We start from the raw sequence: 23,713 nt of genomic DNA, 5'->3' as shown, positions 1-23,713 counted from the left end.
AACCGCGCGTGAATCACCCCACGCGCAGCAGCGTCGGCCCGTGGCGCCGCAGCCAGTCCTGTGCCGCCTCCCGATGCGGCGTCAGCCGCGCGACATGGGCCCAGAAGCGGTCGGAGTGGTTCAGCTCCCGCAGATGCCCCACCTCATGGGCCACCACGTAATCCAGCACCCAGTCCGGAGCCATCACCAGCCGCCAGGAGAAGGCGAGGGTGCCATCCGGGGCGCAGCTTCCCCAGCGTGACCGCGTGTCCTTCAGCGTGATCCGGCGGAACTTCACCCCAAGGGTCGCGGCATGGCCGGCGGCGAGCACCGAGATGCGCCGCTTCGCCTCCACCTTGAGGAAATCGCCCACGCGGCGTGCCAGAAATGCCTTGTCCCCCGCCACCACGATTTCGCTGTTCCACAGGATGGCGGGGCCACGCGCATCGGGGTCGTGCCGGATGGTATGGGGCACCCCGCCGAGCGGAACGCGCTGCCCCTCGGCCAGCGGCACCGCCGGGGCGAGGCTGCCGAGCCGTTCCTTCACCCAGGTGGCATGGGTGTTCAGCAGCGCCATGCCCGCCTTCCGGCCAGAGCGGGGCGGCAGCGTCACCACCACCTCCCCCGCCCGCGGATCGATGCGAAGGGAAACCCGGCGCGCCCGGGTCGAGCGGTTCCAGCGCACCGGAGTCGGCGTCGGCAGCGCCAGGGGATGGGCGCGAAGTGGGACGCTCTCGATCTCGTTATGTTCCATGAAGCTGAGAATGGACCCGCAATGGGGTCCGGTTCAACGGCTTGACAGAGCCATGGAAAGTCCTGTGGCCGCTGCGGTGCAAAAGCCGGGAGAAAACAACTTCTTAAAAGGTATGTTGCTTGCGATCTATCTGCCTGCGGCCTCGTTGACCAGCCGCCCGGCTGTGCATGGCACCAAGCGCCATGCGCAGCCGGGCTCCGGCTCAGCCCGGATGCGCCTTGAACTCGATCTCCACGAAGGAGAAGGGCACGGTCCCCGCATTAACCACATTGTGCTCCACCCCCGGAGGACGCGTGTAGGAGACGCCGGCCTTGATGCTCGCCTCCCGCGTCGCCCCGCCCGGCTCCTCCAGCAGCATCGTCCCATCGGTCACGGGCACCACCAGATAGCCCCAGCCATGGCGGTGCCACCCGGTCTCGGCCCCCGGCGGGAAGTCCCAGCGGGTGACGCGGGCGGTGTCGTCATCCGCCTGCACGGTGGCGACGGCGGGGATGCGGCAGCGAAGCGGTTCGGACATGGGACTCCCTTCGGAATCACTCGGCGGCGGAGGCTAGTCCTTGCCCTGCCAGGCCGGGGAGGGGAAGGGCGCCCGTCGCCTGCCAGGCGGCCCAGACGGCATCGGCCTGGGCGGGCGAAAGCCGGGTATGGGGCGGGCGGATATGGCGCCAGGCCTCGTCCCCGGTGCTCCGGGCCAGAATTTCCCGCAGGCCGGGAATCAGCGGCACGGTGCCGGCGGCGGCGCGGCAGGCATTCATCATGGCTTGGGCGGCATCGGCCTCGGGCCCCGTGCGCCTGGAATAGACCACCTGAGCGAAGCACGCGGTGAGGTTGGTGGCCGCCGTGATGCAGCCCGCCGCTCCCAGCGCCAGCATCCGCTGCAGCAGGTTGTCCCCGCCCGGATAGACCTCGAAGCCCCGCGCCGCGAAGGCCGAGATGAAGGCCTCGGCCTGGGCCGCATCGCCGGTGCTGTCCTTGACGCCCCGCACCACGCCCGGAAAGGCCTCCAGCAGCCGCCCGATCAGCTCCACCGAAAGCGGCACCGCCGACTGGGCGGGGAAGTGGTAGAGATACAGGGCCAGCCCCCCGCCGATCCGCTCGATCACCTCGGAGAAATAGGCGTAGAGCCCCTCCTCGCTGGGGTTCTTGTAGTAGAAGGGCGGCAGCACGAGCACGCCGGGGCAACCCAGGTCCCGCGCATGGCGCGACAACTCCACGGTGTCGGTCAGGTTGGTGCAGCCCGTGCCCGGCATCATCCGGGTGACCGGCACGTCATTCGCGACGAGTTGCTCCAAGACCTCCCGGCGCTCGCGCAGGCCGAAGGAATTGGCCTCGCCCGTGGTGCCCAGCACGCCCAGCCCGTCGCAGCCATTCGCCAGAAGCCATTTCGCATGGGCGGCGGTGCGCTGGTGGTCCGGCGACAGATCCCCGCGCATCGCCGTGATCAGCGCGGCATTCACCCCGCCATACAGCGCCCCCGTCCTTGCCTGGCTCATCCCGCTTTCCTCTCCCTTGGCTTCGTGCCCGGCTTTGGGGGCGCCCCCGGCGCCGCGCGAGGTGCGCGGCGCGCCGGCCAGCGCCCCGGCCAGGTCACGACATGATCCTCCAGCGCCCCGGCCTCGCGCTCAGAGACGGCGCGGCCGCGAACGGAAATCCCGGCGCGATGGACGCTCTCCGGATCGCCGGTCACCAGCGGGTGCCAGTCCGGCAGGTCCTGCCCCCGGGCAAGGAGGTGGTAGGCGCAGGTCGGCGGCAGCCAATCCAGCGCCGCCAGCATCTTCGGCTTCAGCTGCACGCAATCCGGCACATGATCGCGCCGGTTGGCATAGTCGCGGCAGCCGCAGCCCTGGGTGTCCAGCAGCCGGCAGGCGACATTGGTGAAATGGAGCTCTTCCGTGTCCTCATCGCGGATCTTGTGCAGGCAGCAGCGGCCGCAACCGTCGCACAGGGATTCCCATTCCGCCTTCGTCATGGACGAAAGGGATTTCCGCTTCCAGAAAGGCAGGGCATCGGACACGCCACCCTCCTACACCCTGCACGGATCGCACGGGAAGCTTGACCTGCCCTGCAGCCCGGCGCGACACGGAGGCCATGCCGCTGGATCTCACCATCCCCGAGCGCACGGCCACCACCTGCCGCGCCGCCATGCGCTTCTGCGCCCGCAACCGCTGGGCGCCGCTCGCGGAAATGCCCATCCCCTGCGGCCGCCGCCTCGACATCATGGCGCTCACCCCCGAAGGCCATCTCGTCGCCATCGAGGTGAAGTCCGGCCCGCGCGACTTCCTCTCGGACTTCAAGTGGCAGGAATACCGGGACTGGTGCGACCGGCTCTATTTCGCCGTGGATTGCGACTTCCCGCAGGAGCTGATCCCGGAGGATGTCGGGCTGATCGTCAGCGACGGCTTCGATGCCGAGATGGTGCGGGACACGGAGCACAGGCCCCTGGCCGGGGCGCGGCGGAAGTCGCTCATGCACCGCTATGCCGTGCTGGCGGCGGGGCGGCTCGCCGCACTGTGCGACCCGGTGGGCGCCCAGGAGATGCGGGCCGCGCTCCTCTGCGAATAGCGGTACGCAGCCTCGCCTGCGGGACCTGACGGCGCCCCGCGACCCAGGCCCGGCGATTCCATCGCACGGAACCACTGCCCCCCCAGGCCGTTTCCATCCGGCGCCCCAACCCCCCGGGGGCGTCTTCTGGGAGCATCGCCACCATGCAACGCCGTTCGCTTTCGCTCGCCCTCGCGGGCGCCACCCTCGTTCCCGTTGCCGCCATGGCCCAGGGAACGGCAGGCCGCGCCCCCGGCCCGGGCGCCACGCCGCAGGCCAATACCCCGCCAGCCAACATGACCAGCATGCCACCCGAGCGCCTGGCGATGATGACGCATGAGGCCGGCCACTTCTCCCTCCTCTCGGCGCGGATGGGCGTGGAGAAGGCCTCGAGCGCCGAGGTGAAGCGCTTCGCCAATTTCGAGGTGCGCGAGCAGGAGGGCATGGCCCAGGCCATGAAGATGGCCGGGCACAACTTCCCCGAGCCGCGCTTCGGCGGCGAGAAGACCCAGGTGATGCAGCGCCTGCAATCCGCCAGCGGCGCTGACTTCGACAAGATGTTCCTGCAGGTGCAGGAGCAGGGCCATCAGGAACTGCTGAACCTGACCACGGCCATGGCCGGGAGCCAGGCGCCGATGCCGGACAAGATCATGGCCCTGCTGGCCAGCGACCGCATCCGGGAACACCTGATCGATATCGGCGTGCTGCAGGGCCGCAGCTGAGGCGGCCCCGGGGCGCGGCGGTCCGCCGCCGTGCCCCGGCTTCCATCCTGGGGCGTCAGCCCCGGATGCGCGCCACGGTGGCCGTGGTGGAATTGCCCGGCAGCAGCTCGGCCAGCCGCACCACCCCGCCCCATTCCTGCACCAGCGAGCCGCCGACCACCTGGTCCACCCGGTAGTCCGCGCCCTTCACCAGCACGTCGGGGCGGATCGCCTCGATCAGCGCCTCGGGCGTGTCCTCCTCGAACAGCGCCACGAGATCGACCGTGGCGAGGGAGGCCAGCACCGCCGCCCGTGCCGCCTCGGATTGCACCGGCCGCGTCGGGCCCTTCAGCCGCCGCACGCTCTCATCCGCGTTCAGCCCGACCACCAGCCGGTCGCACCAGCTCCGTGCCTGCTCCAGCAGATGCACATGGCCCGGGTGCAGCAGGTCGAAGCAGCCATTGGTGAAGCCCACACGATAGCCGCGCTGCCGCCAGCGCTCCGCCTGCTCGGTCGCCTTCATGCGGGAGACCACCTTGCGCAGCGCGCCCCGCTCGGCGCTCAGCGCCTCCAGGATGTCGCTGTCGCGCGCCACCGCCGTGCCGACCTTGCCCACCGCCAGCCCGGCCGCGATGTTGGACAGCCGCGCCGAGACCGCGAGCGGCAGCCCCGCCGCCATGCCGGCGGCCACCACCGCCACCACCGTGTCCCCGGCGCCGGAAACATCGGCCACCTCGGGTGCCTCGGCCGGGAAATGGTAGATGGCATCTCCCTCCACCAGCGTCATCCCGTCCTCGCTGCGGGTGACCAGCACGGCGCCGAAGCCATGGCGGTCCCGCAGCACGCGGGCGGCGGCGACGAGGGAGGGCTCGCTCTCCACGCTCATCCCCGTGGCCAGCCGCAGCTCCGCGCGGTTCGGGGTGATCAGATCGGCCCCGGCATAGATGGCGTAGTCGTCGCCCTTCGGATCGACGATCACCTTGCGCCCGGCGGCCCGGGCGGCGGCGATCAACCGCTCCGGCACGTCCCCGGCCAGCACGCCCTTGCGGTAGTCGGACAGCACCATGACCTTGGTGGCCGCGACGGTGTCCTGCGCGATCCGGACCATCCGGTCCGCCAGCCGTGGATGGATGGCGCGCGCCACCTCATGGTCGGCGCGCAGCATCTGCTGGCCGGCGGCGATGAAGCGGGTCTTGGTGGTAGTGCAGCGGCCGCCCTGCACCAGCAGCCAGGGCTCGACGCCCGGCTGGCCGCCGATCAGCCCAGTCAGGTCGGACCCCGCCTGGTCGTCCCCCACCACGGAGAGGAAGGCGACCGCGGCGCCCAGGGCGGTGAGGTTCCGGACCACGTTCCCGGCGCCGCCCGGCATGGCGACCTCCCGGTCCACGCTCAGCACCGGCACCGGCGCTTCGGGCGAGATGCGGCTCACATGGCCATAGACATAGCGGTCCAGCATCGCATCCCCGACCACGAGGACGGAGGCGCGCTTGAGTGCCCGCACGGCCTCCGACAGGTCGGCGGTCGCCATGGGCGGGATAGGGGTATCGGGCGCTGGGCCAGTCATCGCCCTGGGCGTAGCCCGCCGTTGGGGCGGGTGGCAACCGGCCGTTGCGCGTAGTGATGGTCCTGTTAACCCCTCCGGGCGCAATTTCGGCCTGCGATGATCCCCGTCACGCTTCCCGCCCAGCATGGGCCAGCCGCCCGAACGCCCTTTGGAGCGCTGCTGTTCCGCCCCGGCCCCGGCCTGGCGCCGGATGCCCATCGGGTCGCCCATGCCCTGCTGCAGGACGCCGCCCGCAACCGCGGCGGCCGTGTCTCCTCCGCCGAGCATGGCGCCTGGCGGCTGGAGGCCGCGCCTCCGGCGCTGGAATTCCCCCGCCGCGCCCTTTACCGCCGTGTTGCTCGGGCGGGATGCCGTCCTGGTGACGGAGGCGGTGGCGGCACCCCCCGCCCCGGAACCCTCCGGCACCGGCCCCGAGGCCATCCTGGCCGCCCTGCCGCTGCACGCCCTGCTGGAGCGCCGCCCCATTCTCGGCTTCGGCCTCGGCGGGGTGCCGCGCCCGGCCGGTCTTCGCCTGCTACCGTCCGCCACCGCCACCGCGGCCGCGCTCGGTCCCGCCTGGGCTGGCGAGCCCTGGCAGGCGCATGGCTGGGATGCGGTGGCGCGCCGGGCCCTTTCCTCCTTACCGCCGGCTGATGGCCCACTGCACCTGGACGTGCCGCCGGAGGTCCTGCCGGCCACCGGCGCGGCGCTGCTCCCCGTCCTGCCGCCGCGCGCCCTGTCTCGCCCCCCGCCATGCCCTTCGCCCTCGCAGGGATCAGTCCCGCGCTGCTGGCGTTGCTGGACATCGCCCATCTTCCTGGCGTCGTGCTGCACCTAGCCCGCAACCCGACCCTGGACGCCCTGCCCACCGATTTCTGGCGCGCCCTGGACCCGGCGCGGGTGGTGCTCGAAGGCGCGGCGGAGGCGGAGGCGCTGGAATGGGGCCTGGCGCGGGGCATCACGCGCTTCGCCGGGCCGCAGGCCGACCGGCTGCTCGTCGCCCTGCGTCGCCGCGCGGAATGAGCCTCGCCCTCGACATCCCCATCACCCGGGTCGCGCGCCCGGTGGATCCGCCGCCCTTGACCGGGCCGGATGGCGGTGCGGCGGATCTGGCGGCGCTGGTGCGGCGCTGCCTCACCTCCGGCGCGGTGAGGGACATCCTCTGGCTGCGCCTATCCCGCCTGCCGAAAGGCCTGGACCGCCCGCATCACCGCCGCCTTCTGCGGGAGGCGCTGGCCCTGCCGCAACATGCGCGCCGCGCCCGCGTCTTCCACCTGCCCGATGGCGACATGGCCGTGGCCACGGCCCCGCCCGACACGCTGCGCCCCAGCATCCTGCGCGTGCTGGATGGGGCGGTGGAGGAGGAGGCGATCGGACAGGTCCTCCGCGCCCTGCGCCTGCCGGAGGAGTCCGGCGCCTTGCTGGCGGGGCTCGAGGAAAGCCTCGGCCTTGCCCCGGCTGCGCGCACCGAGGCGCCCGAGCCGCCGCCGCTGGAGGCGGAGGCCCTCGCCGCCATCCTTCCCGGCCTCTCCCGCGCCGATCCCGCCCCCTATCTGCGCCGCCAGCCCGTCTGCCGCCTGACGCCGGAAGGCGAGTCCGCCCTGGCGGCCGAGGCCCTCGCGCCCATGCCCGGCGCGCTGCGGGACCGGCTGCTCCCAGGCCGTGGGCTGGATACCGTCCCGGCCCTGGCCGCAAGGCTGCGCCTTTCGCTGGAACTCCTCATGCTGGCCGGCGTCGCCCGGCTGGAATTCCTCGCCCGGCCGGCCCCGCTGCATCTCTCCCTATCGGTGGCGGCCCTGACCTCCGAACCCTTCCTGGCCCTGGATGGCCGCCTGCCCGGGGCGGTGCGCCCCATGCTCACCCTCGCCGTGCCCGCCGCCGAGGTCCTCTCCGATCCCGCGGGCTTCGCGCTCGGGCGCGATCTTGCGGTCAGCCGCGGCTACGGGCTGGCGCTGGAGGCGCCAAGCGGGACTGTCCTCTCCTTGCTGCCGCCCACCCGCCTGGGGGCGGGAATGGTGCGCCTCGCCTGGGACGAGTCCCTCCCGTCCAGCCCCGGTCCCGTAGCCGCGCTGGCAGGGGAGGGGATCACCATGGTCCTGACCGGCGCCGACCGTGCCGCCGCCATTGCCTGGGGCTGGGAGAATGGCATCACCCATTTCCAGGGCCGGGCGACCGATCGCCACCTCCGCCGCTGATGCAGGCCTGAGGCCGGACTTCGGGGAGTAGGCGGGTGCTCCGCGGCGGAGTAGAGGGCGCCATGCCGGACATGACCCGAATCTTCCTCATCCGCCATGCGCTTGTGGAAGCCGCCGCGCGCCTCACCGTCTATGGCGCCAAGGACGTGGCCCTCTGCGAGGAGACGCTGACGCGCGAACGCCCCGCCCATGCCTGGCTGGCCCGCCGCCTGCCCACCCGGGCAAGGTGGTACTGCACCCCGCTGGCCCGCACCCGCGCCACCGCCATGGCCATCTTCGCCGCCGGCTATCCCGAGCAGGAGCTGACCGACCTGCCGCATTTCGTGGAGCAGCATCTCGGCGAATGGCAGGGGTTGACGCATGAGGAGTTCACCGCCGTCCTCCGCGACCCGCCGCATCCCTTCTGGGACCATGGCGCCGACGAAAAGCCGCCCGGCGGCGAAAGCCTTTCCGATGTGGTGGCCCGCGTCGGGCCGACGCTGGAGGCGGTGGCGGATGAGAACGAGGGGGCCGATGCCGTGATCGTCGCCCATGGCGGCTCCATCCGCGCGGCCCTGGCCCATGCCTGCAATTTCACGCCCTACCAGGCCCTGCAGTTCAGCGTGAAGAACCTGTCGGTGACCAGGTTGGAACGCCAGGACGGCCACTGGAAGGTTGGCTGCGTGAACGAGGAGCCGCCCCTCGCCTGAGAGAGCTCCGGTCTCCGCGCTGGCCTAGCCCGGCCCGAACCGCTAGTCTCCCGGCAGAGCAAGGGGTTGGGGGAAGAACTTCATGCGACGCAGGATGATCGCGCTTGGGGCGCTGGCCGCTGTGATGGGCGCCGTTCCACGCCTGGCCCACGCCCAGGCGGAGCAGCAGGCATTGGTAGACCGGGCCACGCTGACGGTGCAGGAAATGATGTCGGACGGCGATCCGAATGCCCTGCGGGATGCCAACACCACCCTCTCCCGGGCACGGGCAGTGATCATCTGCCCGCGGATCTTCCGCGCCGGCTTCCTGTTCGGTGGCCAGGGCGGGGATTGCGTGCTGACGGCGCGTGACGGGGCGGGGTCCTGGTCCTCGCCGGCCTTCTACACCATCGGCTCGGCCAGCTTCGGCCTGCAGATCGGCGTGCAGGACATGTCGGTGATGATGATGATCCTGACGGATAAGGGCCTGAACGCCGTCATGGACAGCCAGTTCAAGATTGGCGCCGACGCCTCCGTGGCGGTCGCCGCCATCGGCGCCGGCATCGCGGGCGCCACCACGGCGGCCGTGGGCGCGGATATCGTCAGCTTCGCCAGGACGCGCGGCCTCTATGCCGGCATCTCGCTGGAAGGCTCGCTTCTCTCCAGCCGCAGCGACTTCAACCAGGGCTATTACGGGCAGCCCGTGGCCGCGCGGCAGATCGTGGTGGCCATGCAGGCGCATAACCCCGCGGCCGATCCGCTGCGCGCGACGCTGATGCGCTACAGCACCCCTGGCCAGCAGCCCATGGCGGCCGCGCCGGCCCAGGGTGGCACGCCGATGCAGCAGGGCGGCACGCCGATGATGCAGGCCGCGCCGAGCGGCGCAGTCACGCGCGAGACGCTGCGCTAGGCAGCACCGGACCACGCCGCCAGGGATCAGGCGATCCCGGCGGCGTAGCCGTCCCGCTGCGGATCGGCGCCGCCCTCGATCGCGCCGTCATACATCGTGATCCCATGCACGGCGGCAAAGGGATAGCTGGTGGGGTTGCGCCTCACCGCATAGCCCATCTCCTCCAGCGCCTTCTGCGTGGCGCGCGGGATGCGGTTGGAGATGTCGATCGCATCGCTGGTGGAGGAGAAGCGCGGCGCCATCACCGCCTCCTGCATCGTCATGCCCCAGTCGAGCAGGTTCAGCAGCACCTGCGCGATGGCCACGCCGATCCAGGCCCCACCCGGCGCGCCCAGCGTCGCAACGGGCGTGGTGCCGTCGAAGACGATGCCGGGGGACATGGTGGAGAAGCGCCGCTTGCCCGGCGCGATGGAACCCGCACGGCCCGGGCGCGGATCGTAGTTGTTCATGCCGCCGTTCAGCATGAAGCCCGTGCCCGGCGGGATGACGCCAGAGGGCAGGCCAAGCGTGTGGGTGAGGGACACCACCATTCCATCCGCGTCCACGCAGGAGATGGTGGTGGTGTGCTTCGCATCCGTGCCGATGCGCGGCAGCGACACCTTCTCGCCCGCGCGGATGCCCGCCGCGCATTCCTCGGCATAGGTATCGGACAGCAGCCGCTCCAGCGGCGGCGGGATGAAGTCCGGGTCGCCGATATGGCGGTCCTTATCCCGCATGGCCGTCTTCATCGCCTCCGCCACCACGCGGATGTAGTCCGGCGTGTTGTGGCCGAGCGCGACGAGGTCGAAGCGCTCGAGGATGCGCAGGATCTCCGCCACCACGATACCGCCCGCCGGCGGCGGCGGCACCGCGATGCCATAGCCGCGGTAATCAACCCGCATCGGCTCCCGCCACTGCGGCATGAAGCCCGCCAGGTCCTCCGCCGAGAGCAGCCCGCCATGCGCCTGCATGTCCGCGACGATGCGGCGCGACAGCGCGCCCGTGTAGAATGTCTCCGCCCCCTCCCGCGAGACCAGCCGCAGGCTATCGGCCAGCCCCGGATTGTGGATCACCTGGCCCAGCCGCTTCGGCGCGCCATCCGCGCCCATGTAGATGCGGCGCCCTTCCTCGGTGAAGCCGAGCTTCGCCGAATAGCTCAGGCGGCCATAGGCCTTCTCGTCGAGGTGGAACATGGTCGCCACATGCGGGCGCACGATCCAACCTTCCTCGGCAAGGCCGATGGCCGGGGCGAACAGGCTGTCCCAGGCCGCGCGGCCAAAGCGCTCATGCGCCATGCCGAAGACGCGCAGGATGCCCGGCGTGGTCACCGCGCCATGGCCGAGCTCGTTGACATGATCCTTCACGATGAAGCCGAAGCCATCCGGGCACTCGCCGACATAGCGATCCGCCCACATGTCCTCGCGGCAGGCCTTCGGTGCGGCGGAAAGCCCGTCCAGGATCACATGCTTGCCGGTCCTCGGGTCCAGCAGATGCAGCACGCCCAGCCCGCCGAGCCCGCACATCATCGGATCGACCACGCCCTGCGCCAGGGCGCAGGCCAGCACGGCATCCAGCGCGTTGCCGCCCGCCCGCAGGATGGCCTCGCCGGCCTCCACCGCCTCGGGCTGCGGGGCGACGATCATGGCGCGGGCGGCCGGAAGGCGGCGGGCAGGTCTCGGCATATGGGGCGACTCCTTCGGGCGCGAAGCTTGCCCCGTTTCCCGCCCCGCGTCGCTCCCCGGGCTGGCGGGAATCAGGCCGGCTGCGGCAGCGTCCGCAAGCGCCGCGCGGGCGAGGCCAGGATCACCCCCGCCTGCACCAGGAACCCCGCCGCCGAGGCCGCGAGGCAAGCCCCCATCCCGTAGCGCGCCGCCAGCAGTGCCCCGATCGCCGCGCCGAGCGGCCGGGCACCATAGGTGGCCGTGAGCACCACCGCCGAAACACGGCCAAGCATCGCCCCCGGCGTCACCGCCTGGCGCAGCGTGGTGGTGTTGATGGTCCAGAGGATCGGCCCTGCGCCGAAGAGGAACATCGCCGCCCCGGCCAGCGCCGCCGAGGGCAGCGCCAGCGTTCCCAGCATCAGCAGCGCCGCAAGGGCCGCGACACATGGCCCGATGGCGATCAACCCGCCGAGCGGAATGCGCGCGGCCAGCACCGGTGCCGCAAGCGCCCCCGCCATCATCCCCGCCCCGAACAGCCCAAGGGTCACCCCCACCCCGGCCGCCGTCAGCCCGAGGTGATGCACGGCATGGGGGACATAGGCCGCGAGCAGGATGAACCAGGCGGTGTTGAACACCACCGCCGTCACCAGGATCGGCCGCAGCAGCGCATGGGAGAGGACGAAGCCCACCCCCTCGCGCAACTCCCGCCCCAGCTGCCGGCGCGCCGGGGCGGGGCGCGGCGGTTCCACCATGCCGGCCAGCAATCCAGCCGACAGGAGGGATAGTCCGATCGCCACCCCATAGGCCGGCGAGGCGCCGATCCAGCCGATCAGCGCGCCGCCCAGCGCTGGCCCCGCCGTGAAGGCGCCGCTGCGCCCCAGCTCCAGCCAGCGGTTGGCGGCGGCGAGCCCCGCCCGCGGCACCAGCCCCGGCAGCAGGGCAGGGGCCGCCACCCCCTGCGCCACCGTGCCGGCCGCGCCGAGGAAGCCCAGCGCCGCCAGCGACGCCAGACCGAGCCGCCCGGTCCCGGCGAGGAGAAGAATGGCCAGCAGCACCACCGCCCGCAGCGCCTCCGCGCCGATCATCAGGCGGCGGTGGGAGAAGCGGTCCGCCAACACCCCGGCCGGCATCGCGAGAAGAAGGAAGGGCAGGGTCTGCGCTGCCTGCAGCCACCCCGTCTCCGCCGCTCCCGCCCCCAGCGCCAGCACGGCGATCAGCGGCGCCGCCGCCAGGGCCAGCTGCTCGGAGGACTGGGCGGCCAGGTTGGACCAGGCGAGACGGCGGAAGGCATGCGGCATGGGGGCGGATCCGGCGGTAGCTTCCCAGCTTCGCCGGACGGGCCAGGCGGCGCGTCCCGTTGCTTGCGGCGCAATCCCGGGAAGGCGCGCTTGCGCCGCGCCGGTGCCTCGCGGCATGTGGCACGGGCGGCCGCCCAAAGGCGCCTCGAAGCGGGATCAAGACGCGATGCCACACCGACTTCCCTCCGCGCGGGCCATCAGCCCATGAGCGAAAGCCCCCGCATCATGCTGCTGACCGGCGCCAGCCGGGGCATCGGCCATGCCACGGTGAAGCGCTTCCAGGGCGAGGGCTGGCGCATCCTCACCGTCTCCCGACAGCCCTTCTCGGAGGAATGCCGCTGGCCCGGCGCCCGCTGGGGCCATCTTCAGGCGGACCTCTCCGATCCCGCGCAGGTGGCGGAGCTGGTGGGCCGCGTGCGCGAGCGCCTGCCGGAAGGGCGGCTGCACGCCCTGGTCAACAATGCCGGCATCTCGCCCAAGGGGGCGGAGGGCGGCCGCCTCGGCGCGCTGGAATCCGACCATGCGATCTGGACCTCGGTGTTCAACGTAAACCTCTTCTCCACCGCCGCCCTGGCCCGCGGCCTCTTCCCCGAGCTGAAATCCGGGGGTGCCAGCATCGTGAACGTCACCTCCATCGTCGGCTCGCGCGTGCATCCCTTCGCCGGCGCCGCCTATGCCTGTTCCAAGGCCGCGTTGGCCGCGCTGACGCGGGAGTTGGCTTATGAATTCGGCGCTCATGGAGTGCGGGTGAACGCCATCGCGCCGGGTGAGATCGACACCGCCATTCTCTCCCCCGGCACGGAGGACATTGTGGAGCGGCAGATCCCCATGCGCCGCCTGGGCACGGCCGAGGAGGTGGCCGAGACCATCCTCTTCCTCTGCTCCAAGGCCTCCTCCTACGTGAACGGCGCGGAAATCCACATCAACGGCGGCCAGCACGTTTGAGGGTCGCTCCTCGGGGAGCCGATTGCCCCGATGGCGCGTTCTTCCCAGCGACCGATGGCGGAGGACGCGATGTTCGGGCAGGGCAAGCCGAAGCGGCCGGAGGTTGTCGCCTTCGACATCATCGAGACGGTCTTCCCGCTCGATCCTCTACGTCCCACCATCGTGGAACTCGGCCTGCCACCCTCGGGGTTGGAGAACTGGTTCGCCGCCGGGCTGCGCGACGCCTTCGCCCTGTCCTCGACGGGCGACTTCAGGCCATTCCCGGAGGTGCTGGACGGCGCATTGGATCAGGTCCTCGGCGAACAGGGGCTCTCGCCGCCCGTGGAGGCCAAGGCCCTGCTCAAGGAGCGCATGAAGAGTCTGGCGGCGCGGCCCGATGCGCGGGAGGCCTTCAGGATCATCTTGCGGGCGGGCATGCGGATCATGGCGCTGAGCAACGGCGCCGCCGCGACGACGCGGCTGCTCCTCCAGGGCGCGGGGCTTGATGATCTCGTCGGGCACGTCGTCTCGGTCGAGGAGGTGAAGCTCTTCAAGCCCCGGCGCGAGGTCTACGAGCACGCCGTCCGGACCGCGGGCGTCGAGCCGGAGCGGCTGGCGCTCGTCGCCGTGCACCCCTGGGACGTCCATGGCGCGAAGGCAACCGGCCTGACCACGGCCTATGTCTCGGTCGAGCGGCCCTTCTCCCCGGTCATGCGCCGCCCCGATCTGGAGGCGGCTTCGCTGAGCGAGGCCGCCCTTGCGCTGGTCGCACTCTGATGGGGTGAGACAAACGCTGGGGGGAGGTATCCCACCCGGACCGCTTCTGTATGTGTTCGCGCTTGTCGTTACTAGCTCTACTCGACTTCCCGCACGATCGCAGCGAAATCGGCAAAGGCTGCATCCGCCCGCGCTGCGAGGAAGTTCAGCGCCCTTGGAGTGGGACGCAGCAACTTGAGGCGGCCTTGCGCTGAGGACGTATGCTCTGAGACCAAAATCCCCCGCTCTTCCAACTCGACCACGACCCGCGACAGGGTCGGCGCACTCAGCAATCCAGCGGCGCGGGCCACGAGGTCCCGCAGCGCAATCGCCTCGCCGCCTAGTTGGGCCTGGATAACCTCAAGGGTAACCCAGAGTGCTTCGCGGGCTCGATGCGGCGCATCCTCACCGTAGATATCGCGGATGGCCACAAACTGCCTCCTCAGGGCAGCAAGATGTAGCGCTGCAACCGCCTGGGACTTGGCGCTGTCGGTGACGACGCCATCCTTTCCGTGAGGTGCCTTGGCACTCGCGTTCATGCCAGCTGCATGCGGCAGCAACTGACTGGCTGTACATTCCATGGAGCACCAAGCGTTCGTGGGACCTTAGTTACGGTGCACAACTGGAACACGCCATCTTTGGTGGGGTCACATGCATGCGACCTTAGGAACGCCAGATCAGGCCAGCTTTCCGCTCGATTCGGGGCAGCAGTTCAAAAACAGATCTTGGAAACAACATGTGTTAAAAATGTGAGTTGCTCTGCGCGGTACTCCACAGCGGAACGTCCCGGTATGACCTCAATGCCCGTAAACGCCTCGGTAGCTGACGAGATGGTACAGGCCGCTGTTAAGGCGGTTCGACAGGGCGGCCCGAATCTCCATCAGGAGCTGGATAGGCTTCCGGCAGCGATTTACGCCACCGATGCCCACGGCGTGGTCACCCACTTCAATCGAGCCTGCATCCCCTTCGCTGGGCGGACGCCGCGTATCGGACAGGATATCTGGTGCGTCACTTGGAAGCTCTACACAGAGGATGGCGAGTTCCTTCCCCATGAGGAGTGCCCCATGGCGGTTGCGATCCACGAGAGGCGAGCCATCCGAGGTGTGGAAGCCGTGGCGGAGCGCCCTGATGGCACCCATGCCCATTTCCGGCCGCACCCAACGCCGATGCTCGACGAAGAAGGTAATTTCCTCGGCGCGGTGAACCTGCTCCTGGACGTGACCGCCCGAAAACGCGCGCAGTTCCTGCGGCGCGAAGCCGCGAAGTGCCTCCGCCTGGTAAATCTCATGTTCGACGAGCAGAGCAGGGAAGACCTGAAATCTATGGCGGCTGCTCACGAGGCGATGGCTCTTGGGTTGGAGCGGTCCAACTGACCGGCCTCGGCCGAACCTGTCCGATTGTCCTCCTGGGACTCCTCATCACGGCCCCCCCATACTCAAGACCCGGCTTGGCGCGATCGCGTCGAACGGATTGAGCTGCCGACGCAGGAGGCCGCTGGCGAATTCGCAATCATGCGACGCGGATATACTCCGGTCGTCCGAGCTCGAGCCTGCTGCCCCATGTCGGTTTTTCGGGTGTAGCGTTGGCACGCGTGTGACGCTGTTGCATCCCAAACCCGAAGAAAGGTGAGGCGAGGAGAATCCCTTTTCCGGCGCCTCTGCGTCAGGCGAGTTGATCCAACCCGGCCCGCAGCGACCCGGCCGGATCCTGCACCAGCCCCTCCCGCAGGAAGAGGTCGATCAGCACCAGGTTCACGTTGAACTTCACCGAATCCGTGTCCCGCACCGCCTCCAGCACCCGAGCGATAGGCCACAGCTCGAAGCGCTCGACCTCGTCGTCATTCGGCCGGGGGACGACATCCTCGGGCAGCTCAAGGTCGAAGACGTGCAGCAGGTCCCGCCGCATCCCCTCATCGGTGCGCATGATGTAGGAGACCCGCCCCGCCGGCCGCGCCTGCACCGCCAGAGCGGCAGGGATGGAAGCCTCCTCCTCCGCCTCCTTCACCAGGCAGCGCTCCGGCGTCAGCCCGGCCGGGATGCCGCCCGCCACCACATTGTCCATCTGCCCCGGCGCCACCGCCTTGTCCTTCGCGCGCCAACCGACCCACAGGTGCAGCCCGTCCGCTCGGCGCACCAGCCCGTTCACATGCACCCCCTGGCTGATGATCCCCATCGCCGGCAGCACGCCACGGTCCACTGTCGCCAGCACCGGCCCCTCCGGGCTGGCGCGGACGTCAAACTCCTCCCCCCGGATACGGCCGAAGCCGGCCTTGGCCAGCACCCGCGCCATCTCGGCCAGGGCGGCGCTGCGGGCGGCCACCCCTCGCAGCCCGGCGGCCAATGAGACCCCACCGGGGCCGAAATGCACTGCCTTGGGTAGGAAGGTGAGGGCGCGGGCCGCATCCGGCTCCAGCCATCCCACCTGGGCCTCCCCGATGCGGAAGGGCAGGTATCCGGCCGGGGAGGGAAGGTTGTTGCAGGCGGCGATATGACGAGCGAGGCGTTCCATCGGGCCATTCTGCAGCGCGAATCGGCTCACGGCATCCCCGCCATGCGACACGATGGCTGGCGCACGGGCCGGGAAGGCCCCATCTGCAATCCGAAGCCGCCCCCGTCCCCGACGGAGTCCGGCACCCCATCCCGGACCCGCCGAGCGCGGTGACGGCCCCCGAGGGCCGCCCGCGCCCGGCCGCGCGCCCCGCCTCGGAGTTCCCGCGTGCCCCCCGCCCAGCCCGCCCCAACCGCCCAGCGCGGCGACCTGTCCACCCTGCGAAGCCTCGCCCCCTATCTCTGGCCGAAGGGGGAGACGGGGCTGCGTGTCCGCGTCGTCATCGCCCTGCTGTTGCTGGTGGCGGCGAAGGTGGCGAATGTCCTCGTGCCGATCGCCTATGCCCGTGCCGTCGATGCCCTGACGCCCCATGTCGGGCCCCAGGCCGGAGTGGCGGCGGTGCTCGCCGTGCCGGTGGCGCTGGTGGTGGGCTACGGCCTGCTGCGCGTGGCCTCCAGCGCCTTCGGGGAGCTGCGCGACGCCGTCTTCACCAAGGTGCAGGCTCGCGCCGCGCGGCGGATCGCGTTGCAGGTCTTCACCCATCTGCACGCCCTGTCCCTCCGCTTCCACCTGGACCGGCAGACGGGCGGTGTCTCCCGCATTATCGAGCGCGGGACGAGGGGCATCAACTTCGTCCTCGACTTCATGCTCTTCAACATCATCCCCACCATCTTCGAGATACTGATGGTGGCCGCGATCCTGTGGAAGCTGTTCGACTTCTCCTTCGCCGCCGTCACCCTCGGCACCATCGCGCTCTACGTCACCTTCACGCTGATGTTCACCAACTGGCGCCTGCAGTTCCGCCGCCGGATGAACGATACCGACCAGGAGGCGAACACGCGGGCCATCGACAGCCTGCTGAACTACGAGACGGTCAAGTATTTCGGGAACGAGCGGCACGAGCAGCGCCGCTACGACGCCTCCCTGGCACACTACGAGCAGGCCTATACCCGCTCCGAGATCTCGCTGAACTTCCTCAACATGGGCCAGGCCGCGATCATCGCGGCGGGGCTCACGGCGGTGATGCTGATGGCCGCGAGCGGCGTCGCCGCGGGCCGCATGACGGTCGGCGACTTCGTGCTGGTGAACACCTACCTCATCCAGCTCTACCTGCCGCTGAACTTCCTCGGCTTCGTTTATCGCGAGATGAAGCAGGGGCTGGTGGACATGGAGGCGATGTTCTCCCTGATGCGGGAAGATCGCGAGGTGGCCGACAAGCCCGGCGCCCCCGCTCTGCCGCCCGGCAATGGCGAGGTGCGCTTCGAGGACGTCCGCTTCGGCTACGCCCGGAACCGCGAGATCCTGCACGGCGTCAGCTTCACCGTGCCGCCCGGGAAGATGCTGGCCATCGTCGGCCCCACCGGCGCCGGCAAGTCCACCATCTCCCGCCTGATGTTCCGCTTCTACGACGTGTGGGACGGCCGCGTGACGATCGACGGTGCCGACCTGCGGGACGTGACGCAGGAGAGCCTGCGCGCCGCCATCGGCGTGGTGCCGCAGGACACGGTGCTGTTCAACGACACCATCGGCTACAACATCGCCTATGGCCGCCCCGACGCCTCCAAGGATGAGGTGATCCAGGCCGCGAAGCTGGCCCAGGTGCATGACTTCGTGATGCGCATGCCGGAGGGCTACAAGACCCGCGTCGGCGAGCGCGGCCTCAAGCTCTCGGGCGGCGAGAAGCAGCGCGTCGCCATCGCCCGCACCATCCTGAAGAACCCCCGCATCCTGATCCTGGACGAGGCGACCAGCGCGCTGGACACCCGCACCGAGCAGGATATCCAGACCGCCCTGCGCGGCGTGGCCCAGGGCCGCACCACCCTGGTCATCGCCCACCGCCTCTCCACCGTGGTGGAGGCGGACGAGATCATCGTGCTGGCCGAGGGCCGGATCGCGGAGCGTGGCACCCATGCCGAGCTGGTGGCCGCCGAGGGGATCTATGCCGGCATGTGGCGCCGCCAGGCCCAGGCCGTCGCCCTCGCCGAGGCCGCCGCGGCCGCGCGGGACACCGCCTCGCCCCTCCAGGAGGCGGGACGCAAAGCGGAAGGAGACGAAGAAACCACCCGTGAAGATCTGGACAGCTCTTCACCCATGGGGTCTTCCGCTCCCGCATCCGCCTGACCATCTGCACGTAACATTTGATATAGGAGGCCCCGGGAATGTCCCTGGACCCGCAAGGAATGGCGCCTGAAGACCTGAGCCACGCCGGCTCGGTGACCGACAAGGCAATCGAGTACATGATCGAGCAGGGCATCGCCCCGATCTCCGTCGCCTCCGCCCTGCTCGGCGGGGCGCTGGGGCTGATGGCCCGCACAATGGAGGACCAGGCCATTGCCCGGGTGCTCCGCAGCGCGCTCATGTCGGTCGAGAGCGGGGAGTTGCAGGAGATGCGCGGGCAGCAGCCCGAGGCGCCACGCGCTTCCTGACCCGACCAGCTGACTTGACCAGCTGACTTGACCAGCTGACTTGACTCTGGGGCGCCGCGCCGCCATACGCCGCCCTTCCAGACAGTTCACCACCCGTGCCCCGTGCCGTATCGCATGGCCGCGCGGCTCGAAGACCCAGGGGTTTCCACCATGTCGCGCCGCTGCAGCATCACCGGCAAGGGCGTCCAGGCCGGCAACAACGTCAGCCACGCCAACAACAAGACGCGCCGGCGCTTCCTGCCCAACCTCCAGCAGACCTCGTTCTTCTCGGACGTTCTGGGCAGCTCCATCCAGCTGCGCCTGTCCACCCGCGGCATCCGCACGGTGGAGCACAATGGCGGCCTCGACTCCTTCCTGCTCGGCACGCCCGACCGGAGCCTGACGGTCGAGGCGAAGGTGCTGAAGCGCCGCATCGAGAAGGCCCAGGCGAAGAAGGAAGCGGCGTAAGCCCCTTCCCGCCGGTCAGCGAGACGATCCAGGGCGCGAGGGGTATCCCCTCGCGCCCTTCGTCTGTTCGGGCGCCCCCGTTAACCCTCCGACAGGCAGGGCTCGGGCAGGCTGCGCCGATGGAGATGATTTCCGTCGCCCTGGCGGCTGCTGCTGCCCCCCTCCTCGCCCTGCTGGCCTGGCGCCTGCTCACCCGCGCCCGCATGGCCGAAACCCGCGCCGCCCAGGGGGAATTGCGGCTCGGCGCGGCGAGCCGCTCCCTGGGGCTGGTGGCGCGGGAGCTGGAAGGGCCGGGCCTGTCGCTTCTTGGCCTCGCCACCCGCCTGCCCGCCGAAGCCGCCCCGGCCGTGGAGGCCGAGGGCCGCCGCCTGCTCACCCTCTCCGAGGAGGTGAGCGACCATCTTGCCACCCCTGGCGGCTCCCGCAGCCTTGCGGAAAATCACGTCCCCCTGGGCCCGCTGCTGCGGGAGGCGGTGGCGGAGGTCGCGCTGCCGATGGGGGAGGGAGCCCGCCGCTGGCGCATCGCGCCCGAAGCCGAATCGCTTATCCTCCTGGCCGATCGCCGGGCCCTGCGCCGCGTCCTGTCCCAATCCCTCGCCAGGGCTGCCCGGGAGACGCGGATGGGCGACCGCATCGCCCTGCGCCTGGTGCGCGCCGCCGAGACGGTGGCGCTGGTGATCGAGGATGAAGGCGCTGGCCTTCCCCATGGCGACCTGGCGGGCGGCCAGGGCACGCGCGGCCTCTCCCTGGGCCTGTCTGCCGCGAGGGAGCTGATGCGAGCCCATGGGGGCGAGCTGACTCTCGAATCGGTGCCCGGGATCGGGGCCCGCACCTGGCTTACCCTGCCCCGCGCCCGGGTGCTGGAGGATCAGCTGGCCGCCTGACTTGCCCAGGCTAGAACCATCAGCAGCGTGCGCTGGAACAGCATCGAATTGTCATCCGACACCACCGCCACCAGGTCACGCCCGTTGTAGCGGAAGGCGCTGATGCCCTCCCAATTGTCGCTCGGCAGTGGCGGCGCCAGATGCGCCACCTCCTGCCCCTCCATCAGCCCTGGTGCGGCCGGGATGGGAGGCAGGCGCCGGATCCGGGCCGAGAAGCCCTCGAAGGGCGTGAAGTGCCGCTCCAGCACCAGCGCCCCGCCATCCGGCAGGGGGCAGAGATCGCTGGGATAATGCCCCGGCGCGGGACGGTAGGCGAAGCGCTGCCAGCCGCCCGGGCCGCCAACCCATGCCATGCGGGCGGTATCGTCGCCGGGCGCGAGTTGCGCTTCCGAAATCGCCAGCCAACGCCCATCCGGCAGCACACCGAGGGATTCCAGCGCCCCGTTGCTGGGCGCGCGGCGGAACTCCGCCGGGACGCGCACCGGCTCGGCCGGACCGTCCAGCCGGCGGTAGCGCCAGATCCGGTGCAGCCTTTCGAAGCCGACCAGCCAGGAGCCGTCGGGCAGGGCCGCGAGGCATTCGGCATCGCTGAGCAGGGCACGGGGCAGGGGGCGGCTCGCGATATCCCGCAGCGGCCCTGAGCGCGGCGCCTCCAGCCGCAGGGGCCTGCCATCCGGCGCCAGGACCAGCCGCGCTTGGCACCAGCGCCCCCGGTCAGCGATGGTCGTGAGTGTCAGGTCCGGACCGACATGCAGCCCCGAGAGCCCGTCCGCCCCCAGAACCGCCGTATTAATTGCCATGGTCCCCAGCGGCCGGAGCGGCGTCTCCGCTCCGACGAAGGGCAGGGTGTGGGACAGTCCAAAGCTCGGCCGCTGGCAGGCCGCGGCGCCGAGCAGGGCGGCCATCGCCGCGCGCCGCCCGATGACGCGGCGCCTCAGCCCCTGCACGGGCTGGACCAAATGGGAGTCCGGGAGGCTGAGCCCCCCGGCCTCACACCATCACCGGCGCCCGTTCCGCCGCCGCACGCTGCCAGGCCGTCGCCGCATCCTCGTCGAACAGCTCCGCCAGCTTCTTCATCATGGTGCCGCCAAGCTCCTCGGCATCCACGATGGTCACGGCGCGGCGGTAGTAGCGGGTGACGTCATGGCCGATGCCGATGGCGATCAGCTCAACGATATCGCGCCCCTCGATGTCGTGGATGACCTTGCGGAGATGGCGTTCCAGGTAGTTCCCCGGGTTTACCGAGAGCGTGGAGTCATCCACCGGCGCGCCATCCGAGATCACCATCAGGATTCGGCGCTTCTCGGGCCGGGCGAGCAGGCGCTTATAGGCCCAGTCCAGCGCCTCGCCGTCGATATTCTCCTTCAGCAGCCCCTCGCGCAGCATCAGCCCGAGATTCTTGCGGGCACGGCGCCAGGGCGCATCGGCCGACTTGTAGACGACATGGCGCAGGTCGTTCAGGCGGCCCGGATTGCGCGGCTTGCCCTCATGCACCCAGCGCTCGCGCGACTGGCCGCCTTTCCAGGCACGAGTGGTGAAGCCGAGGATCTCCACCTTCACTGCGCAGCGCTCCAGCGTGCGGGCGAGAATGTCGCAGCACATGGCGGCGACGGTGATCGGCCGCCCGCGCATGGAGCCGGAATTGTCGATCAGCAGCGTCACGACCGTGTCGCGGAAATCCGCCTCGCGCTCGCGCTTGTAGGAGAGCGCCAGCATCGGGTTGACGACGACGCGGGCGAGGCGGGAGGCGTCGAGCATCCCCTCCTCCAGGTCGAACTCCCAGGCCCGCTGCTGCTGCGCCAGCAGGCGCCGCTGCAGCCGGTTGGCGAGCTTGGAAACCACGCCCTGCAGATGCGACAGCTGCTGATCGAGCTGCTGCCGCAGCCGGGCCAGCTCCTCGGCATCGCACAGGTCGTCGGCCGAGACCTCCTCGTCGAACTGGCGGGTGAAGGCGCGGTAGGCCGAGGCGTCGTCGGTGGCGACCACCTCCTTGCGCTGCTGCGGGCCGCCGGGGCGGTCCTCGCCCTCGGCAGCGGCGCCGTCCTCCTCCTCGTCCTCGCCGGCCTCTTCCTCGCCGGCCTCGCCCTGGGTCTGCTCCGGCTGGGCGCCCATCAGGCTCTCGGATTCCTGGGGCTTGCTCTCGCCCTCCCCGGAATTGTCCTGGGCGCCGGCGGTCTCGCTGCCCTCGTCCTCCTGGTCCTGGGACTCCTCGGATTCCGCCTCCACCTCGGCCTCGGCGAGGTCGAGGGCGGCCAGCAGCTTGCGGGCCGAGCGGCCGAAGGCGTTCTGGTCCTCCGCATGGGCGGCCATCTCGGCCAGGGCATCGTCGGCGCGGGGGCCGAGCGTATCGCGCCAGAGATCCACCACGCGGCGCGCGGCATCGGGCACCGCCTCGCCGGTCAGCTTCTCCCGGGCCAGCATGGACAGCGCCGCGGTCAGCGGCAGCTGGTCCTTGCGGGTCATGCGGTCATAGCCCTCCGCCTCGGCCTGCTCGGCCTGGCGGGCGCGGAGATTGGCGGCGACGCCGGCCATGTGGCGGCCGCCCACGGCCTCCACCCGGGCCTGCTCCAGTGCATCGAACACCTCCCGCGCCTCGCGGCGGCCGGGGGTGCGGGCGGCATGGGTCGCCTCGTCATGGTGACGGAGCTTGAGGGCCACGGAATCGGCGGCGCCGCGCAGCTTCGCCATCTCGGCAGGGGGCAGGGCGCGGGTGGGCAGCGGCAGGCGGGCGCGCTTTCCGGCCAGGCCCGAGGGGCCCGGCTGGAAGGCGACCTGCACATCGGAGGAGCGCGCGATGGCGCGCAGCGTGCCGGCGGTGGCGCGCTTGAACTCCTCCTGCCGGGTGGTGTCCTTGTTGCTGCCGCTCATGCCGGCGCGGCTCCCTTGCGGATGGCGGCCTGCCTCGCGGGGCGGGCCTCGATGGCGGTAAGATAGCGGGCGACGTTCGGGCCGGGCTGGAGCAGGCCCCATTCGGTAACCCAGGCCAGCAGCCCACCGATATTGATGTCAGCCGCCGTGAAGCCGTCCCCGATCAGCCAGGGACCGACGGACAGGGCGGCCTCCACGCGGGCCACGGCCTCGGGGAAGGGCGGCCAGCCAATGGCGCGGGCGGGAGCCTCCTTGGCGCGGGGGAAGGCGAAGTCCGCCATGGCAGGCTCCAACACGCCAGGACCATAGGTCATCCAGGTGGCATAGGCGGCGCGGGCGGGGGTGCCGACCGGCGGGGCGAGATGGGCCTCGGGCAACGCATCGGCGACATAGGCGCAGATCGCGGCAGCTTCCGTCACCACGACGCCCTTCCAGTCCTCCGAGGGGCCGTGATCCACCAGGGCGGGCAGCTTCCCGGCCGGGTTGATCGCGGAATAGGCGGCGCTCTTGTGGGTCCCGGCCTCGAGGCTGTGCCACTGCAGATCGTAATCCGCCCCCGCCTCCTCCAGCAGCCAGAGGCTGCCGGCGGAGCGGGACCGGGGCGCGTGGTGCAGCAGGAAGCGCGCCGCCAT

Annotated in this window: 26 protein-coding genes; 14 read left to right on the top strand and 12 right to left on the bottom strand. The window is 70.7% G+C overall.

Translation table 11 applies throughout. The features are described 5' to 3' along the window. Positions 1-13: 13 nt before the first annotated feature. The 4 genes from GSE44_RS16610 to GSE44_RS16595 all read right to left on the bottom strand — a co-directional run bounded on the left by GSE44_RS16610 (position 14) and on the right by GSE44_RS16595 (position 2,747). Positions 14-733 carry a M48 family metallopeptidase gene (locus tag GSE44_RS16610; protein WP_159349947.1) on the bottom strand — a complete coding sequence of 240 codons (720 nt, stop codon included), beginning with the start codon at positions 731-733 and terminating at the stop codon, positions 14-16. Between the two features lie 202 nt (positions 734-935). After that, positions 936-1,250: a cupin domain-containing protein gene (locus GSE44_RS16605; RefSeq protein ID WP_159349946.1), complete on the bottom strand. Its 315-nt coding sequence runs from the start codon at positions 1,248-1,250 to the stop codon at positions 936-938. A gap of 16 nt (positions 1,251-1,266) precedes the next feature. Then, positions 1,267-2,226: a dihydrodipicolinate synthase family protein gene (locus tag GSE44_RS16600; protein ID WP_159349945.1), complete on the bottom strand. Its 960-nt coding sequence runs from the start codon at positions 2,224-2,226 to the stop codon at positions 1,267-1,269. After that, positions 2,223-2,747, bottom strand: a complete 525-nt coding sequence (locus GSE44_RS16595; protein WP_159349944.1) for a YcgN family cysteine cluster protein — start codon at positions 2,745-2,747, stop codon at positions 2,223-2,225. The genes GSE44_RS16600 and GSE44_RS16595 overlap by 4 nt, the downstream gene beginning before the upstream one ends. Positions 2,748-2,785: 38 nt before the next feature. Here GSE44_RS16595 and GSE44_RS16590 point away from each other — a divergent pair, with 38 nt between their 5' ends. Both GSE44_RS16590 and GSE44_RS16585 read left to right on the top strand, forming a co-directional pair. Then, a complete protein-coding gene (locus GSE44_RS16590; protein ID WP_235924893.1) occupies positions 2,786-3,295 on the top strand; it encodes an MmcB family DNA repair protein in 510 nt (169 codons plus the stop codon). 143 nt (positions 3,296-3,438) lie between these two features. Beyond that, complete coding sequence (locus GSE44_RS16585; protein WP_159349943.1) at positions 3,439-3,996, top strand: DUF4142 domain-containing protein; 558 nt, start codon at positions 3,439-3,441, stop codon at positions 3,994-3,996. Positions 3,997-4,051: 55 nt separating this feature from the next. Here GSE44_RS16585 and rfaE1 read toward each other — a convergent pair whose 3' ends face one another. Beyond that, complete coding sequence (gene rfaE1, locus GSE44_RS16580; RefSeq protein ID WP_159349997.1) at positions 4,052-5,503, bottom strand: D-glycero-beta-D-manno-heptose-7-phosphate kinase; 1,452 nt, start codon at positions 5,501-5,503, stop codon at positions 4,052-4,054. Between the two features lie 283 nt (positions 5,504-5,786). On the opposite strand from rfaE1, the gene GSE44_RS16575 reads away from it, so the two are divergent. The 5 genes from GSE44_RS16575 to GSE44_RS16555 all read left to right on the top strand — a co-directional run bounded on the left by GSE44_RS16575 (position 5,787) and on the right by GSE44_RS16555 (position 9,291). Next, the gene (locus tag GSE44_RS16575; RefSeq protein ID WP_159349942.1) at positions 5,787-6,356 is read left to right on the top strand and encodes a hypothetical protein; all 570 of its coding nucleotides are present in this window, start codon (positions 5,787-5,789) and stop codon (positions 6,354-6,356) included. After that, entirely contained in the window at positions 6,314-6,541 is a 228-nt protein-coding gene (locus GSE44_RS16570) for a hypothetical protein (protein WP_159349941.1), read from the top strand. Before GSE44_RS16575 ends, GSE44_RS16570 begins: the two co-directional genes overlap by 43 nt. Next, positions 6,538-7,713, top strand: coding sequence for a hypothetical protein (locus tag GSE44_RS16565; protein WP_159349940.1), 1,176 nt, complete (start codon positions 6,538-6,540; stop codon positions 7,711-7,713). Before GSE44_RS16570 ends, GSE44_RS16565 begins: the two co-directional genes overlap by 4 nt. Positions 7,714-7,775: 62 nt before the next feature. Next, positions 7,776-8,402 carry a histidine phosphatase family protein gene (locus GSE44_RS16560; protein WP_235924891.1) on the top strand — a complete coding sequence of 209 codons (627 nt, stop codon included), beginning with the start codon at positions 7,776-7,778 and terminating at the stop codon, positions 8,400-8,402. 82 nt (positions 8,403-8,484) lie between these two features. Beyond that, positions 8,485-9,291, top strand: coding sequence for a lipid-binding SYLF domain-containing protein (locus tag GSE44_RS16555; RefSeq protein WP_159349939.1), 807 nt, complete (start codon positions 8,485-8,487; stop codon positions 9,289-9,291). Positions 9,292-9,317: 26 nt separating this feature from the next. Here GSE44_RS16555 and ggt read toward each other — a convergent pair whose 3' ends face one another. Both ggt and GSE44_RS16545 read right to left on the bottom strand, forming a co-directional pair. After that, positions 9,318-10,952, bottom strand: coding sequence for a gamma-glutamyltransferase (ggt, locus tag GSE44_RS16550; RefSeq protein ID WP_201306112.1), 1,635 nt, complete (start codon positions 10,950-10,952; stop codon positions 9,318-9,320). A gap of 71 nt (positions 10,953-11,023) precedes the next feature. Beyond that, positions 11,024-12,229 (bottom strand): MFS transporter, encoded by a 1,206-nt coding sequence (locus tag GSE44_RS16545; RefSeq protein ID WP_159349938.1) that lies wholly within the window; start codon positions 12,227-12,229, stop codon positions 11,024-11,026. A 204-nt stretch (positions 12,230-12,433) separates the two neighbouring features. Here GSE44_RS16545 and GSE44_RS16540 point away from each other — a divergent pair, with 204 nt between their 5' ends. After that, a complete protein-coding gene (locus GSE44_RS16540; protein ID WP_159349937.1) occupies positions 12,434-13,174 on the top strand; it encodes an SDR family NAD(P)-dependent oxidoreductase in 741 nt (246 codons plus the stop codon). Between the two features lie 30 nt (positions 13,175-13,204). Then, a complete protein-coding gene (locus tag GSE44_RS16535) occupies positions 13,205-13,930 on the top strand; it encodes a haloacid dehalogenase type II (RefSeq protein ID WP_201306110.1) in 726 nt (241 codons plus the stop codon). Positions 13,931-14,007: 77 nt separating this feature from the next. Here the strand turns inward: GSE44_RS16535 and GSE44_RS16530 are convergent, their stop codons facing one another. Further along, positions 14,008-14,448 (bottom strand): hypothetical protein, encoded by a 441-nt coding sequence (locus tag GSE44_RS16530; protein WP_159349936.1) that lies wholly within the window; start codon positions 14,446-14,448, stop codon positions 14,008-14,010. Between the two features lie 9 nt (positions 14,449-14,457). Here GSE44_RS16530 and GSE44_RS16525 point away from each other — a divergent pair, with 9 nt between their 5' ends. Beyond that, positions 14,458-15,282 carry a PAS domain-containing protein gene (locus tag GSE44_RS16525; protein ID WP_159349935.1) on the top strand — a complete coding sequence of 275 codons (825 nt, stop codon included), beginning with the start codon at positions 14,458-14,460 and terminating at the stop codon, positions 15,280-15,282. Positions 15,283-15,571: 289 nt separating this feature from the next. Here the strand turns inward: GSE44_RS16525 and GSE44_RS16520 are convergent, their stop codons facing one another. Continuing rightward, positions 15,572-16,417: an NUDIX hydrolase gene (locus GSE44_RS16520; RefSeq protein ID WP_159349934.1), complete on the bottom strand. Its 846-nt coding sequence runs from the start codon at positions 16,415-16,417 to the stop codon at positions 15,572-15,574. Positions 16,418-16,624: 207 nt separating this feature from the next. On the opposite strand from GSE44_RS16520, the gene GSE44_RS16515 reads away from it, so the two are divergent. The 4 genes from GSE44_RS16515 to GSE44_RS16500 all read left to right on the top strand — a co-directional run bounded on the left by GSE44_RS16515 (position 16,625) and on the right by GSE44_RS16500 (position 20,213). Continuing rightward, positions 16,625-18,577 (top strand): ABCB family ABC transporter ATP-binding protein/permease, encoded by a 1,953-nt coding sequence (locus GSE44_RS16515; RefSeq protein ID WP_235924890.1) that lies wholly within the window; start codon positions 16,625-16,627, stop codon positions 18,575-18,577. Positions 18,578-18,615: 38 nt separating this feature from the next. After that, complete coding sequence (locus tag GSE44_RS16510; RefSeq protein WP_159349933.1) at positions 18,616-18,882, top strand: hypothetical protein; 267 nt, start codon at positions 18,616-18,618, stop codon at positions 18,880-18,882. A 150-nt stretch (positions 18,883-19,032) separates the two neighbouring features. Next, positions 19,033-19,329, top strand: a complete 297-nt coding sequence (gene rpmB / locus GSE44_RS16505) for a 50S ribosomal protein L28 (protein ID WP_159349932.1) — start codon at positions 19,033-19,035, stop codon at positions 19,327-19,329. Between the two features lie 119 nt (positions 19,330-19,448). Beyond that, positions 19,449-20,213, top strand: a complete 765-nt coding sequence (locus GSE44_RS16500; protein ID WP_159349931.1) for a sensor histidine kinase — start codon at positions 19,449-19,451, stop codon at positions 20,211-20,213. Here the strand turns inward: GSE44_RS16500 and GSE44_RS16495 are convergent. The 3 genes from GSE44_RS16495 to GSE44_RS16485 are packed head-to-tail and all read right to left on the bottom strand — an operon-like array spanning position 20,198 to position 23,713. Next, positions 20,198-21,172 (bottom strand): esterase-like activity of phytase family protein, encoded by a 975-nt coding sequence (locus GSE44_RS16495; protein ID WP_159349930.1) that lies wholly within the window; start codon positions 21,170-21,172, stop codon positions 20,198-20,200. The genes GSE44_RS16500 and GSE44_RS16495 overlap by 16 nt on opposite strands. 31 nt (positions 21,173-21,203) lie before the next feature. Next, positions 21,204-23,081: a cobaltochelatase subunit CobT gene (cobT, locus tag GSE44_RS16490; protein WP_159349929.1), complete on the bottom strand. Its 1,878-nt coding sequence runs from the start codon at positions 23,079-23,081 to the stop codon at positions 21,204-21,206. Further along, positions 23,078-23,713 (bottom strand): glutathione S-transferase family protein, encoded by a 636-nt coding sequence (locus GSE44_RS16485; RefSeq protein WP_159349928.1) that lies wholly within the window; start codon positions 23,711-23,713, stop codon positions 23,078-23,080. The genes cobT and GSE44_RS16485 overlap by 4 nt, the downstream gene beginning before the upstream one ends.

Origin of the sequence: Muricoccus harenae (genome assembly GCF_009848505.1) — a bacterium.
In the GTDB taxonomy this organism is placed as follows: domain Bacteria; phylum Pseudomonadota; class Alphaproteobacteria; order Acetobacterales; family Acetobacteraceae; genus Roseomonas; species Roseomonas harenae.
This window is presented reverse-complemented; position numbering and strand designations above follow the sequence as displayed.